The sequence below is a fragment of the Roseovarius ramblicola genome (genome assembly GCF_042430665.1).
GTDB classification, from domain to species: Bacteria; Pseudomonadota; Alphaproteobacteria; order Rhodobacterales; family Rhodobacteraceae; genus Roseovarius; species Roseovarius ramblicola.
In genome coordinates this window covers 1-15405 of the sequence record NZ_JBHMEC010000037.1, presented here as the reverse complement: position 1 = coordinate 15405, position 15405 = coordinate 1, and the positions used below count along the sequence as shown (strand labels likewise).

The 15405-nt window shown below is 61.7% G+C and carries 10 protein-coding genes and 3 pseudogenes; 11 read left to right on the top strand and 2 right to left on the bottom strand.

Annotated features, from left to right (window positions below; all coding sequences use genetic code 11):
- Window positions 1–501 precede the first annotated feature (501 nt).
- From ACFFU4_RS17870 to ACFFU4_RS17850, 5 genes are read left to right on the top strand one after another with little or no spacing between them, the layout of a single operon-like run.
- A complete protein-coding gene (locus ACFFU4_RS17870; protein ID WP_377071250.1) occupies window positions 502–1062 on the top strand; it encodes an NADase-type glycan-binding domain-containing protein in 561 nt (186 codons plus the stop codon).
- Window positions 1025–1405, top strand: coding sequence for an SH3 domain-containing protein (locus tag ACFFU4_RS17865; RefSeq protein ID WP_377071249.1), 381 nt, complete (start codon window positions 1025–1027; stop codon window positions 1403–1405). The genes ACFFU4_RS17870 and ACFFU4_RS17865 overlap by 38 nt, the downstream gene beginning before the upstream one ends.
- Window positions 1402–4104 carry a PASTA domain-containing protein gene (locus ACFFU4_RS17860; protein ID WP_377071248.1) on the top strand — a complete coding sequence of 901 codons (2703 nt, stop codon included), beginning with the start codon at window positions 1402–1404 and terminating at the stop codon, window positions 4102–4104. The genes ACFFU4_RS17865 and ACFFU4_RS17860 overlap by 4 nt, the downstream gene beginning before the upstream one ends.
- Window positions 4104–4661 (top strand): hypothetical protein, encoded by a 558-nt coding sequence (locus ACFFU4_RS17855; RefSeq protein ID WP_377071247.1) that lies wholly within the window; start codon window positions 4104–4106, stop codon window positions 4659–4661. The genes ACFFU4_RS17860 and ACFFU4_RS17855 overlap by 1 nt, the downstream gene beginning before the upstream one ends.
- A gap of 5 nt (window positions 4662–4666) precedes the next feature.
- The gene (locus ACFFU4_RS17850; RefSeq protein WP_377071251.1) at window positions 4667–6592 is read left to right on the top strand and encodes a peptidoglycan-binding protein; all 1926 of its coding nucleotides are present in this window, start codon (window positions 4667–4669) and stop codon (window positions 6590–6592) included.
- Window positions 6593–6699: 107 nt separating this feature from the next.
- Here ACFFU4_RS17850 and ACFFU4_RS17845 read toward each other — a convergent pair.
- Window positions 6700–7913, bottom strand: a pseudogene (locus ACFFU4_RS17845) (IS3 family transposase); the annotation flags it as partial.
- 168 nt (window positions 7914–8081) lie between these two features.
- Between ACFFU4_RS17845 and ACFFU4_RS17840 the strand changes: the two are divergent.
- Both ACFFU4_RS17840 and ACFFU4_RS17835 read left to right on the top strand, forming a co-directional pair.
- Window positions 8082–8755 (top strand): annotated as a pseudogene (locus ACFFU4_RS17840) (YcbK family protein).
- Window positions 8752–9009: a hypothetical protein gene (locus ACFFU4_RS17835; protein ID WP_377071246.1), complete on the top strand. Its 258-nt coding sequence runs from the start codon at window positions 8752–8754 to the stop codon at window positions 9007–9009. The pseudogene ACFFU4_RS17840 and the gene ACFFU4_RS17835 overlap by 4 nt, the downstream one beginning before the upstream one ends.
- A gap of 240 nt (window positions 9010–9249) precedes the next feature.
- Here ACFFU4_RS17835 and ACFFU4_RS17830 read toward each other — a convergent pair whose 3' ends face one another.
- On the bottom strand, window positions 9250–10191 hold the full coding sequence (locus tag ACFFU4_RS17830; protein ID WP_377071244.1) for a transposase: 942 nt from the start codon (window positions 10189–10191) through the stop codon (window positions 9250–9252).
- Window positions 10192–10335: 144 nt separating this feature from the next.
- Here ACFFU4_RS17830 and ACFFU4_RS17825 point away from each other — a divergent pair, with 144 nt between their 5' ends.
- The 4 genes and pseudogenes from ACFFU4_RS17825 to ACFFU4_RS17810 form a co-directional block, all read left to right on the top strand.
- Window positions 10336–11040, top strand: coding sequence for a hypothetical protein (locus ACFFU4_RS17825; protein WP_377071243.1), 705 nt, complete (start codon window positions 10336–10338; stop codon window positions 11038–11040).
- 150 nt (window positions 11041–11190) lie between these two features.
- Window positions 11191–13413: a TOMM precursor leader peptide-binding protein gene (locus ACFFU4_RS17820; RefSeq protein WP_377071242.1), complete on the top strand. Its 2223-nt coding sequence runs from the start codon at window positions 11191–11193 to the stop codon at window positions 13411–13413.
- A 50-nt stretch (window positions 13414–13463) separates the two neighbouring features.
- The gene (locus ACFFU4_RS17815) at window positions 13464–14906 is read left to right on the top strand and encodes a SagB family peptide dehydrogenase (protein ID WP_377071241.1); all 1443 of its coding nucleotides are present in this window, start codon (window positions 13464–13466) and stop codon (window positions 14904–14906) included.
- A gap of 81 nt (window positions 14907–14987) precedes the next feature.
- A pseudogene (locus tag ACFFU4_RS17810) lies at window positions 14988–15275 on the top strand (transposase family protein); the annotation flags it as partial.
- Between the last annotated feature and the right edge of the window lie 130 nt (window positions 15276–15405).

Below are 15405 nucleotides of genomic sequence, written 5' to 3'. Positions count from 1 at the left end.
CGCTAATCGCCTGAGACCGGGCAGATGCTGCAGCGCAAAGCATGTCGGCGTTCGACACGAAGGGCGGAAAGCGGACCTTCGCTACTCCAGGCACGAATGTCCACTTTGGCGGCAGCTGTTGTTCGCAGTACCAGTTTGCGATTTTCCATTCTTGGCGGGTCCTATTAAAGGTAGTCGATCCATTATAGAATTTTGGGGGTGGCCGATGGCAGCGTGACCGTTTACCAGCGGTCATTGTCGGCCGCCTTGCAAAAAATTGCATCCCACCGGATTTGCCGGAGGCCGTTTGGGTTGAGTTGTGCGTCAAATTCCCGCATATGTTCTCTTGTGAATGGATGAGAACTTCGTATAACAATTTGATTTTTATGGGAATTTTTCCTTAGAAGTGCTTTGGCGCCATGCTGGCGGAGACGCGAGGGCAAGAGACGCTTCTGGTTAAGATAGACGCTCGCGTATACCATTGTGGACAGAACTGGATGTTGCGAGGCAGGAGGCAGGGCCATGCGTCCATTATTGGTTTTGTCACTGCTCGCAGCCGTTTTTGCGACGCCCTCAAAGGCGGAGACCTGTGCGGATTTTCCGGCTACGGAATTAGTGAATCATATGCGGATCTGCGTCAGTTCCGTCCTGCCACCGCAGGCGGGAAACAGCTATGGCCCGGCCAACCTGTTCGACGGCTCCGGCAATGCCTGGTGCGAGGGCGTACCCGGCTCCGGTATTGGGGAGACCGTGACGCTGAGCTTGCAGGGGGCCAGCGCCTTTCGGCAATTGCTGATCAGCAACGGCTATGCCAAATCGGACAAGGCGTTCTTTGCCAACGGGCGTGTGCGCCTTGCGGAGATTTCGACAGACCTTGCCGCGCCGGTGCTGGTCGAATTACCCGATACGGTCGCCCCGATCACCATCACCCTGCCAGGCAAACAGCCCGACAACCATCGCGTGATCCGGTTCAAGATCGTCGATGTCTACCCGGGGGCGCAATACCGCGACACCTGTCTCAGCCTTTTCGCGGCGGATTTGGAGCATGAACGTGACTTGGAGTGGAAATCTCAGGGATATTAGCGCGATCACGGCGCTCATTCTGGCAGGCTCGGTCTGGGCCGGTGCGGTTTTGGCCGAGGCGGATGGTCCGGATTATTTCCGGGTGGTCGATGTGGTTTCGAACGATGTGCTCAACATCCGTGCGGCCCCGACAGCGCGCGCCGCGAAAATCGGCGCGATCCCGCCCGATGGTGACGGCATTCTCAACCATGGCTGCATCAACCAGATGAGCTATGCACAGTGGCAGGCGGCGAGTCCCGCCGAGCGCGAGAAAGCCCGCAAACGGGTGTGGTGCGAGATCAGCTATCGCGGCATACGTGGCTGGGTCGCGGGCTGGTTCCTGGCCGAAGGGAATGCGCCATGACGACCCGGATCCTGATATGGCTGGTCGTGCTTCTTCTGCCAGTCATGGCGGTGGCTGGAAACGGATATACCTTCAACGAGCAATTTCCACACAAAAAGCTGGAGGCTTTCGAAGAGGGCGTGCGGGCCGTGAACGCCGAATGCATGCCGAAACCCTACCCACTGGAAGCCGAGTTCTACCCACTGAGGGTCGGCAAGGCCGCGCTCGCCAATTGTGGCACCGAAAAGCAGGTGCGCAAATACAGCAAATATATCCTCAATCTGAAGGACAATCCGACCGTCACGGCCGCGATGATCTCCGATCTGCAGATCGACGCGGCGCAATGCGTGCTCAACAGTTTCATCGACGCCGACTCCACGATCAACGCCTATCAAAAGGAAGATTACAAGGCGCTCGTGAATGCGGGCATCAGCGTTGCCAATTGGTATAGCCTTCTCAAAGGCATGAGCCGGCTGCGTGCGGCCGATGCGGATGTTTTCATGACAACGTTGATGTCGGCGGGCGAGCGCAGTTTCGATCTCCAGGCGCTGTACCACTCGGATGTGGGCGGGCAGATATTGGATACGCTACTAACCAAGCGGTACAAACACTTTCTGGCACTGGGCCACTATCGCGAGCGCTGCGACTATGGCGCGGCGTCTGTGGAACTGAAAAACCTCCGCACGGCGACCCATGATGCCTGTGTTGAAGCCGGTCATGCCTACCGTCAGGCGGAACGCAACCTGCGGCATCACAGCTACACGTTTCGTTTGCCCCTGAAAGAGTTGTTCCAAAATCAGTTTCACATTGAATTCGACAACTTGGCCAAGATCCTGCGCAGCAAGATGCGGCTGTTGGAGCAGTTTGAAGACTACTATGCCGAGTTGGAACAGCTCGAGCGCGACCTGCCTTCCGAGGCGAAAAGCTTTTCGGCGCGGCGCAGTGATTATCGCGCAGCCTTCGATGCGGTGCAGAAAGCACTTCCGACAGCGGCCAGTTGTAGGGACCTCGATCCGATGACTACGGCACTGGCGCTTGCAAACGGGACCAATCCGTCCTGTCGCCCCGCTTTCTATGGCGTGGGCGGGGATGCCCTGCCGCGTGTCGATGCGCTTGTGGCGGCCTTGTCCCAAGAGGCACGTACGCGCTCCGCCGGCTATTGGAGCCGGCTCGATCATATTCGCGGCCTGCACAATGCCTGCAAGACGGGGCAGCGCAATCGTGCCATCGCTGCACTCCGTCAGCAGATGCGCACCCATCCCGCGCTCGGATATACAAATGGTTCTTGCGGTGAAATCGCTCAGCCGCAGCTGCAGCAAGAGCTGGACCGGATGGCGACAAATCTCCCCGAACATTGCCAGATGACAGCCGTCCCGCGCGAAATCCTGCGCCTGCCCGCCGCCGAGGCGGTACGAGTGCTGAAAGAGGCGCGGCTTTTCCTACTCGGCCCACCGACACGCGTACCGCCGAAACCCGATGAACCGGAAGGCATCGTCGTGGACAGCGCCCCTGCGCCCGGGGTGCCGGTCCGGGTCTGGACCGGGGTCACCTTGATCGTGACCGGCGCACAGCCGAGGGGCGAGGCTGCGCCCGAACTGGTCACCGTGCCCGCGATCCTCGGCTTCACCGAAGCCAAGGCGCTCGCCGCGCTGGCCGAGGCAGGGCTGAGCGGGACCGTGGGCAAACGGATCCCCGCCGACCGGCTGGAGCTGAAACCCGGCTTTGTCCATGCCGCCGTGCCGGGGCCGGGGCGGCCCGCGGCCGAGGGTTCGGCGATCTCACTTACCGTGATCGGCCCACGCCCGATGATCGAGGTGCCCAGCCTCGCCGGTGCCGAGACCGAAGCACAGGCGCAGGGCATCCTCGCCGAGGCGGGCTTTGTCCCCGGACCTGCAGCAGCCGGCAACCCCGCGCCCGAAGGCGAGAAACCGGGGAGTTTCTATGATACGTACCCGCCCAGGCCGGGCCCGTATCCGATGTTCACAACGTTGCAGCCACTGGCCTTTGCCGAACCCGCGCCCCCGGCCGAACCCGAGATGCGTCCGGTCCCAGGGGTAAAGGGCATGGAGCCGGGCAAGGCGAAGAAAATAATCCGCAAGGACGGGTTCTTTAAAGTCGGCACGGTTTCGGCCGGCAAACCGGCGAGCGGTAAGGAGAAACCCGGCACCGTGCAATACACCGCCCCCGGAATTGGGCAGCCCGCCACCAAAGGCACGACGGTCAATCTATTCATTGCCGTGCCTGCCGTGACGGCGGTCGAGCCCGATGCCCCCGCCGCGCCGCCCGATCCGGCACCGCTTGCGGCGGGTGACGGCGACTGGATGGGGCTTTGGGAATTGAGCGATTTCAGTGCCGACAGGGCCTCGGGACAGCAGAGCCTGTCCGACACGGTGTTGCGATTCCGCGTCGAGGAGGCGGACGGAAGGCCGATGTTCCGGCTTTACAGCAACCGCAATGGCGAGTGGAAAAAGTTCTTCGATTTCCCGGTCGAGATCGACCGCGAAGGCATATTGCGTGCGGACCCGACCTTTTTGCGCGAGATGGAGGCCGAACTTCGGGCCGATGCGGCCAAGGGGGAAGTGGGGCAATTGGCGAAGGTGATCTTTGGCGCGTTGAACGAACTGGAAATGACCCGCGAGGGTGTCGCCTGCACGATCCGGATCTATGACGTGCGCGGCAGCCAGATGGTCACCCTCGCTGCGCGTTGCCGGCGGTTGTGATGCGCTGGGTGGGGATCATAGCCTCTCTGATTGCCGCGCCGCTTTCGGCCGGGGAGCTGGTTTGCCCGCCTATCAGCGGTGTCCCACCCGGATTCGGTTTTTTGGCTCCCGATCTTGAGGCGCGTTTTGCTGCGCCGCGGTTCCCGGAGAAACCGGCTGCGGAGGTGCCGACCGACTGGATTGGAGCATGGCGCATCACCCCGCCGGAAGGCGGCCCGGCGCCGCTGAGCAGCCTCGAGATCCAATCGAAATTCGGCACACTCTGGCTGCGCTGGGACCCCGATCTGAGCGATCCTTGCAGTGCCGATACCCAGATCCCGGTGACGGCCACCTCCACCCGGCTGACCGGCGATCCGCAAGCCCTGACGGATGCCCGCGACTTGGGGCTTGTCCCGCCCGTGGATGAGGGCCAGGGCCTGATGTCTTCCGAGGCGCGCGCAGTGACCCTGGGCAGCTTGACCCTGAACCGCAGTGGGACGATGTGTCACCTGCGCTGGACCGGCCCGGATGGTCCCCGCGCACTGCAATTTCATTGTATTTCGGAAACAGGAGAGTGATCGAGATGTTGCGTCCCCTTGTCCTGGTGGCCCTGTTGAGCCTGCCGATGAGTGCCCAAGCGGAGATGATCGAAGGCAAGGTCGCGTCGGTGGCCGATCAGGGCCGTGTCGAGATCACCTTGCCGGCCGGCGTTTCGGCCAATCCTGACGATCCGGTAACCCTTCTGGCCGATATTCCGGGGCTGGGCCTGACGGCGATCAGCACCCTGTGGCGGGTGGAACGGATCGAGGGGCAGCGTCTGATCGCCGTGCCCGAAGCACCACCCACGGGAACCCCGCAGCCCGGCTATGTCGCCCGGATTGACAGCTCGGTGGCACAGGCCGGACAGGCGGGTGCAAGAGGGGAACAATCCGATGCGGCTGCTGCACAAAGCGGGGCTGAGGGCATGGCGACGCATATGCCGGATATCCCTCTACGGCAGATCGACCCGTCACCTGCGGCAGAAAATCTGTATCTTGCGGCGCAGAACCTGATGTCCGAGGGGGACTTTGCCCAGGCCGCACCCTTGTTGCGTGACGCAGCACGGCGGTATCACGGCCATGCGATGACGGAACTCGGCGCGCTCTACGCGTTCGGTATGGGGGTGCCGCAGTTGCACGAAGCCGCGCTGGCCTGGCAAGAGCTGGCAGCAAAGTATGGGGAGCCGGATGCCTATCTGCGTCTCGGGCTGATGCATCTGACTGGTCAGGGTGGTGCGACGGATATTCCGATGGGCAGGGAAATGCTGCACAAGGCCGCCGCCTATGGCAGTGCTCAGGGCATGTATCTTTTGGCCCTGCTTTACGAAGACGGAACTGGTGTGCCGGCCAGCGAGCATGAAATGGTCTCCTGGCTGCGTGAGTCGGCTGACTACGGGTACGGTCCGGCGCAATCGGTGATCGGGCAGATATATCTTGACGGCGATGCCGGTGTGTCGGCGGATCGCGCAAGAGCACGCGATTACCTGACACGGGCGGCAGAGAACGGTCAGGTTGCAGCAATGGAAACCCTGGCGGGGCTGCTCGAGGCCAGTGACCCGGCGCAGGCCCAGTCCTGGCGCGATGCCGCGCATGCCGCGCCGGCCAATCACGAGAATGAGGCGCTCTGCGTGCGTGACTGGGAATGTTACGATGCGGTGCATCCGGGCGCGCCGTTGCAACCACCGGCGCAACCACAGGCCCCCGCTGCCGCGGCCATCGCCGGGCCTGCGCTCCGTACCGACGAAGTGCAGGAGTGTGACCGGCTGGCTGCCAATCCGTTTGACGCTGATCGCCCGGATCCCGCGCTCGGTGTGGACTATGCTGAGCTTGACGCCACACGGGCGCTGGCGGCCTGCGAAGCCGCGATCGCCCGCTGGCCCGACAGCCGTCGGTTCCATGCCAATCTCGCAAGCGTGTTGCACAAGCTGGACCGGCCGGCGGAGGCTTTCGACAGCGCCATGGTCGCCGCCGAGATGGGCAGCGCCCAGGGAATGGCCTTTGTCGCGACCATGTATAAAAGCGGGGTCGGCGTGCAGCCCGACCCCGCCCGCGCCCTCTATTGGTTCGAACGCAGTGCGGATGCCGGCAATGTCGCGGCGATGATGTTCGCCGCCTCGATGACGATCAATCCCGACAGCCCGCAATATGATCCGGTCCGCGCCGCAGGGTTCTATCGAGCCGCCTCAGAGGCTGGCTACGCGGATGGCACGGCCAACCTGGGCGTTCTCTTTAACAACGGTCAGGGCGTACGCCACGATCCGGCGCAGGCCGCCGCTTTGCTGCTCGACGCTTTGGAGCGTGGGTCGCAAAAAGCGTATCAGGAGTTGCTGGTCGATTACTCCGGCCTGTCGCCCGATACCCGCAAATCTGTACAGCGTTTGCTGCAAACACGCGGTCTCTATTCGGGCGGGATCGATGGCGCATTCGGCCCCGCCACCGTGCGTGCGTTGCGCGCGGTTCAGCGAGAGTGAGGTCATGTTGTTTGTCTCCGGTTCGAATTGGCCGCTGTCCGTCGTCAAATAATTTGGGACAGCTGAGCGGTTTTCCGTTTGGAGGCTATGCTCATCCTTGATTGATGTTATGCGTTTTCCGTTTGGTGGCGCAAGCGCCGCTTGATCATGGTTTTCTGTTTGATCTCCTCTCGCTGTTTCAGGATCTGGTCTGCGCGGCCGAAGTAGACATCGGCCGGTGTCAGGTTTTCAAGGCTCTCGTGGTAGCGTTGGTCGTTGTAGTATTCGACGAAGGCCCCGATCTGGCGCTCGAGATCACCGGGCAGGAAGTAATGCTCCAGCAGGACACGGTTCTTCATGGTCTGATGCCACCGCTCGATCTTGCCCTGTGTTTGGGGGGGTATGGCGCGCCTCGGACATGATCCATGCCCTTTTCGTCGAGGTAATCCGCCAAGTCCCCCGCGATGTAAGACGAGCCGTTGTCGCTGAGAAGTCTTGGCTTGGCGACAACGGTCGCGCAGTCACATCCTGAAGCCTCCAGCGCCCGGTCGAGCGTGGCAGTCACATCCTCGGCCTTCATGGTTGCGCAGAGCTTCCAGGTGATGATGTAGCGGCTGTAATCGTCGAGAATGGTCGACAGGTAGAACCACCCCCAACCCAGCACCTTCAGATAGGTGAAGTCGGTCTGCCACAGCTCGTTGCGCCGCGTGGTTTTGTCCCGGAACTCATTGGCCGCCTTCATCACGATATGCGCCGGTGCCGTGACCAGGTCTTCCGCCTTCAGGATGCGGTAAACCGATGATTCCGAGACAAAATACTGCTTTTCGTCTGTGTATTTCACCGCCAACTCACGGGGCGTCAGATCCTCATGCTCGAGCGCGAACTCGATAATCTCCGCCCGGGTCTCATCCGGGAGGAGGTTCCACACAGACCCCGGATGGGACGGCGTGTCCTTGAGCGCGTCAAGCCCACCCTCGGACCAGCGATCATACCAGCGGTAATAGGTCGTGCGTGGGATGCCGAGCATGACCAGCGTCTGACGAGCGGGCAGATTCGAGGCTTCGACGGTGCGGATGATCTCCAGCTTTTCCGATGCAGGATACCTCATGCCTCGCACTCCCCATCCCCCATCCTTTTTTTTGAGCAAACGGTTTTCCAGAGTCAGGTCGGCAACGACCTCCTTGAGTGCAGCCGATTCCGAGCGCAGATCCTTGACCTCAGGCGATGTCGCCTGGCGGGCCGTATCCCCGGCGAGGCGTTGCTTGCCCGCTTCGAGGAATTCCTTCGACCACGTGTAATACAGGCTCTCGCTGATGCCTTCCCGGCGGCACAGCGCGGCAATGCAGACCGCAGTCCACACGATCACCACCGGCGTCATGCTGGCGCTGCTCGCGGGCATCGCCAGCAAGCTCAAGATCTTCGGCGGCGGCCCGTAGCCGCGCAACATCCCCATCCATCAGCCTAACCGCACCCGCCCTTGAGGCGGGTTTTTCGTTTTCGGAGGACCCCCATGACCACGACTTTCCACAGAAATTGGCGCAACGTGCCTGAGGGCGCCTGGCGTTGGCCGAACTTCAGCCCCGCCGAGATCGCCTGCCGGGGCACCGGCAAGCTGCTGGTCAACGAACCCGCGCTCGACAAGCTGCAGGCGCTGCGCGACCGGCTGGGCAAGCCGCTGATCGTCCGCTCCGCCTACCGCAGCCCCGAGCACAACCGCGCCGTGGGCGGCGCGACCCGCTCCAAGCACCTCGAAGGCGCCGCCTTCGACGTCGCGATGGCGAACCACGACCCGGCGACGTTCGAGGCGGCGGCGCGGGAAGTCGGGTTCCTCGCCTTCGGCTTCTACCCGCGCTCGGGCTTCATTCACGTCGATCTCGGCCCGGCACGTCAGTGGGGCGAGCGGTACCCGGTCCGGGCGACGCATTTGCAGCCGAGACGCCGCCGGCCCGCGAAGTGCTGGCCGAAAGCCGCACGATGAAGGGTGGTGGCGCGGCCGGAGTGGCGACGCTGGGCGCAGCCGGGGTGGAGGTGGTCCAGCAGGTGCTGGCGGAGACGCAAAGCGCCGTCCTGCCGCTCGTGCCGTATCTCGACATCCTGCGCTGGGTGTTCATCGCAGTGGCGCTCGGCGGCATCGCGGTCACGATCTACGCCCGGCACGATGACTGGCGCCGGGGACAGCGATGATCGGCGGGCTCCTGACCGGGATCGCCGCGAGCCCATGGATGCGGGCGGCGCTGCGATACGGAGCCATCGTCCTCGCCGTCGTCCTGTTCATGCTGTCCATTCGACGCGCCGGGGAGCGCCTCGGGCGGTTCGCTGAACGTCTTGAAACCACGGAGAAAGCCAATGAGATTCAGCGCCAAATGTTGGAGGCGGCGGCTCGCCGTCCTCGTGATCGGGGCGAGCTGGTTGACCGGCTGCGCGACGGCGAGTTTTGAGGCCGGCGGCGTGGCGGCATGTCCACCGGTCGTGGAATACAGAAGAGAGTTCCAGGCGCGGTCGGCTGAGGAGTTCGCGACGCTACCGGACGGGTCAGTGATCGTCGAGATGATGAGCGATTACGCGGTCATGCGAGATCAGGCGCGGGTGTGCGCATCCAATTGAAACGTAATGACAATAGTCAACCTCCGGCCAATTCGACGAAGGGATCGAGCGGCTTGCCCAAGTTTTCATCTGGGTCAGTCGGCCTGGTGTCGATAGACACAGGCATCCGAACCACCTGGAACCTGGTGCCGTCTCGACCCTGAAGGCGAGGATGTCGTCGGCGAGATGTCAGCGCCCATTTCACGCAGGTGGACGCCCAGAAGCACCAGACCGGGCCACAGCATATAGGCCTCGATCTCAATGTTTTCACCAAAAGACAAAAGGATCATCGTCATCAGGATTCCCATGGGAAGTCGACCACGCGGCGTCCGGGCAGCGTCGATCATGGCCAGGCCAGTATGCCAGAGCATCGGGATCAGAAAGGCGGTGAAACCCACCAGTCCCTTCACAAAGAGAAGCCCGTACCAGGTGTGGTGACTACCGATCGGCATGTATTCCACGATATGTGACCCGGGGTGTATCTTGCCATGGCCAAACCACACGGCCTCGTTTTGCCAGCGTTCATGGGCGATCCGCTGCAGGGTCTCGCGCACTCTTGTGCTGTCGGCCCGGGCGCCCTTGAACGTGGCCACGGCGTCTTGCGCCAAACTCACCAGCGCCGTTCCCAGAACGGCCAGCGACGCGGTAATCGCTGCCATGGCGTGCCACGCCCAGCCGCGCAGGATCAGTGGCATCAGGCGCGACGTGATCGTGCACGCCACCAGCCCGACCAGACCCATGCGGGATTTCGACGCGAGGATCATCAGGATGCCTGCGGCCAGTCCCGCCAGCTTCAGCAGGCTCGCCACCATCCCCGCCGTCTGACGAAGCGGCAGATTGAACAGAACCTTGATCGACAGACAGAATTGTATGGCCGCATCGGAAAACACTGGCTGGCGTCCCGGCCGACCCTCATGCGGCGTGCGCCAGGTCATGTTCTTGTCGACCCAGATCAGCAGCGATCCCCGCTTGCGCAGCGACGCGTTGTAGCTGGACCAGTTCGTGGTGCGGTAGCGGGCGGAAGGTGGCTTGCTCATGCACCGCGTCTAACGCCATGGATTCGCGAAGTGAATCCTTCGTCGACAGACTTGTGCAACAACGCCCGGGATATCCGAGGTTGCAAAAAAAACATTTCTAGGCTTTGCTAAGGGATATTTTAGAAAATAGCATAGGACAAAGCGATGGCGGACGAACTGAACCCGACAAGTCGGCTTTTTGCGAAATTCATCGCCAAGTATTGGGCGGATGACGATTTCAGAGAAAAGGCGAGACGCCGTCCCAAGGTCGCCCTAAAACGCTACAAGCAGTGGTATCCCGAAAAAGGCAAGGTTCATTTTTTTGAACCGGCCAACGACGAGTTTCCGATACTGGTGCCTGACGAAAAAGAACTGGTGGAGGACGACGGCGCGATGTCGAAATTCTTTCGGCTGTACTGGTCGGACAAGGATTTTCAGGCGCTCGCCCGCAAGGACCCACGATCGGCGCTGGTCAAGGTCGGCCTTGACGCGCCCGCGGGCAAGAAGGTCCGGCTGGTAGAAATCGCTTATGGCAACGCGGTGATCGTGATACCGGCCCTCAAGGGCGACCTTTTCGAAGCCGCCGTAACCGGACAGTGGACCGCGTGCGCCACGGCCTGCACAGGCGCCTGTTTGGCGATGTGCGGCGGCACGCCGATCTGTCTTTCGGCCTGCATGAGCTTGTGCATTTCAGGCTGCGGCGGACTGTGCTTTGGCGGTGACGGAGGCGATCCGCCCGAAGATCCGGAACCGCCGGAAGATCCCAAAGACCCCGATGACGACGATGATGAAGACGAAACACCCGATGACACGGCCAGCCCCGGCGATACGGGCGATGGAGGCGACACAGGTGGTTTCCGGGTCTTTTGATCGGCATGCCGGTGGTATGGGCCGATCCGTCAAAGTTTGGCTTTGTTCTTGCTTAGCGTACCTTTTTTTGAGCCTATTCTTGTTCAGGGCATCCTTTTTGAGCGCAGATAGGTCCTGCCGGATGACGCCTGGCACCGGGGACCGTTAGCTATGTCTTATCTGCGGCTGAACGCGGATGCCGATGTGTCGTGCATCGACAATCAGGGGATCGTGGTCCGGTTCAACGGCGGCGAACAGGTGTTCGACGAGGTGATCTATGATTGCTTGATCCGGCAGATCGGTCCGGGCCGGCACGAAGACGACCTGGCCGATGCGGTCCAGGCCATGAAACCGGGCCTCGACTATGCCGACATCTATTTTTCGATTGAAATCCTCAAGAAACACGGTGTTCTTGAACGGCAGGACGATAACCTGCGCCGCATTCACGGGGTCTCCACCAGCCTTTCGAACAATGCGCTTTTGCGTGCGAAACTGACCCTGACCAATCTGTCGGGCAGCGACCGGCACGAAAGATCGCTCAGGCCGCTGCTGGCCGGGATCGGCGGTACCGAGGGCCCAGCGGCGGACATGGAAATTCTGCTGATCGGCAACTATGCGGACAGTGCATGGGACCCCCATGTGCGGCGCGTCAACCGGGACGGCACAGTCGTGCTGCCCATCGGGTTGTCGGGGGCCGGGCTGATCATGGGGCCGGTATTCGATGGCGCGGAGGATGCGCGCTGCCCCGCGTGCCTGCGCGAAAACCTGTCTGCGGGCCTGCGTTTTCTCAAGACGCCGGTGGCTGACGCCCGCGAACACCGTATTGCACCGCGTTATGACGATCTGGTCTATCAGGCGTCGCTGAACATTTTCGCCTGCGAAATCGCGCGCCACCTCGCCGCCGCACCCGACCACCCGGACGGCGGATTACGCGCGCATATCGTCGGCTACGATGCTCGCAACGCGGCGATTACCCGCAATTTCGTCGATACCGTGGCGCGGTGCGACACCTGTGTGGCGCAGGCCACCGCCACACGGGAGCCTGCCCCGCAAGACGGCGCCGACGCCGATCCATACGTGGAAAACGGATTGTACGGCATCAGCCCGGAGTCGACCTATCGGCGGATCCGCAAATACGTGAACCCGGTCTGCGGCATCGTCAAAAGACTGGATGAGGTGTTTGAGGAACCGGGCGTTCATTCGGTTCTGGCCGGACAGAACCTTGGTTTTCAGTACCGATCCCTGCGCGACTACCGCAAAAGCAGCCGCAACCTGTCGGGCGGCAAGGGCCGAAGCGCCATTCAGGCAAAGGTCAGCGCCATCTGCGAAACCCTTGAGCGGTTTTGCGGCGTGCATCGCGGCAATGAACCTGCGGTGCACGGTTGCTATGACGATCTGGCCGACGACGCCATCGACCCTCGGCGCCTGACGCTTTACAGCGAAACCCAGCTTGAGGCCCGCCAGACGCTGCGCCACACTGCCACCTTTGACTATGTGCCCGCCCGTTTTGATCCCGGTGCGCGTCTCAGCTGGACGCCGGTGACATCGCTGGCAACCGGTGCCGACAGGTTGCTGCCGACCGCGATGTGTTATTTCGGCTTCTCCGACGGCCCGGCGTTGGTTGCAAATTCCAACGGCTGTGCGGCCGGTAACACCGTCGACGAGGCGATACTGAGCGGGCTGATGGAAGTCGTGGAACGCGATTGCGTCGCGATCTGGTGGTACAACGGATTGCGGCGCCCGGCGGTCGATCTGGCCGCCTTGGGCGATGAATATTATGACCGGCTGACCGCGTTCTATAAGGGCATCGATCGGGAATTCTGGGTGCTGGATTTGACCCACGATCTGGGCATTCCCTGCTTTGCAAGCGTTTCAAGGGCGCGTAGCGGCAAGGATCGGCTGATCTTTGGCTTTGGCGTGCACATGCAGGCCCCCATCGCGATCAGCCGCGCGGTAACCGAAATGAACCAGTTCCTGCCCAAGGCGCTCCAGTTCGATGAACAAGCGGCCCGGTCCGGCCTCCCCGCCGCCAAACGCCGCCCGTCCTATCAGGATCAATGGCTGGCGTCGGCCACCTTGCAGAACAACCCGCACCTGGGCCCCTCGGAAACGACGCCCTCAAAGCCTCCCGCGCTATCCCCCGAACGCCGGTCGGTGCAGGAAGAAATCCGCCTCTGCGTCGATATCATGGCCCGGAACGATCTGACGCCCTATTATCTGGATCAATCGCGGCCCGGCATCGACCTGTCGGTCGTGAAAACCTTTGTGCCGGGGATGCGCCATTTCTGGAAATGCTTTGATGCGGGGCGGCTTTATGATGTACCGGTTAAGAAAGGGTGGCTGGCCGACCCCACCCCGGAGGACAAGCTCAATCCCGTGCCAATGTTCCTATAGGTTTGCCATGCCCCGCCAGCGGTTGCCGGGCATGATCGGTCGCAATTGACATGGCCGATGAAAATCATGTCTTCGAACCGTCCCGCCTCGCATTTCTGGTCCTGCCCGGCATTCACATTGGCCAAAAGGACGCGTCAGTCATTTTCAGCGGCGGCCCGCGCGATATTTCGATCGCTGGCGGCAGGGCCGTGCATCGGGTTTTCGTGGACCTGCAAGAAACGCCCTTGACCGAAGACCGGGTTGCCGACCGCTTGTGCGCGGCCGGTTTGTCGCTGGTCGAGGCGTATTACATCCTTGAATGCGCCAAGGAATATGGGTTGCTGGGGTGTGCGATCACGTCACGGGACGGGCGGGTCACCGCCCTGTTCCCGGTAGAGGGCCGCGCCGAAGATCCCGCAGCGGCCCCCGAACCGGATCAGCAGTTTGCCGTTTCGCGGTTTTGCTACGTGCGCAACCGCGATCGTCGGATCGTCATCGAAACGCCGCTTTGCACGGACGTTATTACCCTTCTCGATCCCGCCCTGCTAGATATCCTGTTTTCCTTTTCGACACCGACGAAGCTGTCCCAGGTGCTGCACAGGCACCCGACCGACACCGCGCAGATCGTGGCCTTTGTCCACCATCTGTCGCGCATCGGTGTCTTGATCCAAGACGACGAGGACGCAGCGGCGGACGGGGATGGGCCGGGCAACTGGGAATTTCACGATCTGCTGTTCCACCGGCGCACGCGCATCGGCGGTCATCGCTATCCGGTCGGGGCAACGACATCGGCACCGGCGCAAATTCTGCCCGCCCACGACGTCAAGCAACGTCAGTTCGCGGCCTGCGATCTCATCGATCTGCCAGAGCCGGATCACGACATGCGACGCAAAATGGCAGATCGCCGCTTTGCCGACGTGATCCGCCGGCGCGGAAGCATCAGATCTTACGCGCGGCCTCTGACACTGGGCGAGCTTGGCGGCTTTCTGACCCTATCGGCGCGCGCAAGGCAACGGCCAGACAGCCTGCGCACCAAAACGACCCCGCATCTGGGCCTGCACCGGCCCTATCCGACTGGCGGTGCCTGCTACGATCTGGAGATCTATGTATTCGCGCGCGAGTGTACCGGGTTGCGGGCGGGCGCCTATCACTACGATCCGTTTCGGCATGCCCTGAGGGATATCGGCGCGATATTTGGCCAGCAGCGGATACAGGATCTTCAATCCTTGGGCTTCGACGCGCTGCCGCACGGCGGCGGCCAGTTACTGATCATGATCTCAAGTTTCCACCAGCGGTTGAGTATGAAATACGGATCAATCGCCTATGCGCTCACGCTCAAGCATGTCGGTGCGCTGATGCAATCCTTTTATCTGGCCGCGACCGCGCTTGATCTGTCGCCCTGCGCCCTGGGCACAGGCATCGATGGCTCTGTCGATGGCGCAGATGCCGCGACGCCGTTCGGCGAACTTTTGGTTGGCGAATTCCTGCTGGGCGGACCAGCTGCCGCGCCCTAGGCCTTTGATCCCAAGGTTTGATGGTGTGGAGCAGGTTGGCAGGCCCTGTCAGAAGAACTTGGCTTGAGATGGAGCAGGAGTATGCCCAAACTCAACCCCTTCAAGTGGTTCAAAACGAGTCCCGAAATCATTCGCCTGGCCGTGATGTTTTATGTTCGGTTTCCTCTTTCTTTACGCGACGTCGAGGACTTGCTGCATGAGCGCGGCATCGACGTCAGCCACGAGACAGTGCGCTACTGGTGGAACCGGTTTGGACCGATGTTTTCTGCCGAAATCCGGAAGCGCTGTGTGCAGGGGATTAGGTCGAGCCAGTGGCGATGGCATCTGGATGAGGTCTTCGTGAAGATCAACAGCGAGAGACACTATCTTTGTGGGCGGCGCGAAGTTGGGAAATCTCTTGAGTTTGATGTCGGTAGCGTTTGCTGGGGGTGACTGAGCTACCCCCCGAAATTCGGACACTGATATAAGCTACGATTTGCAGTCTGCTGATCTTCGACGA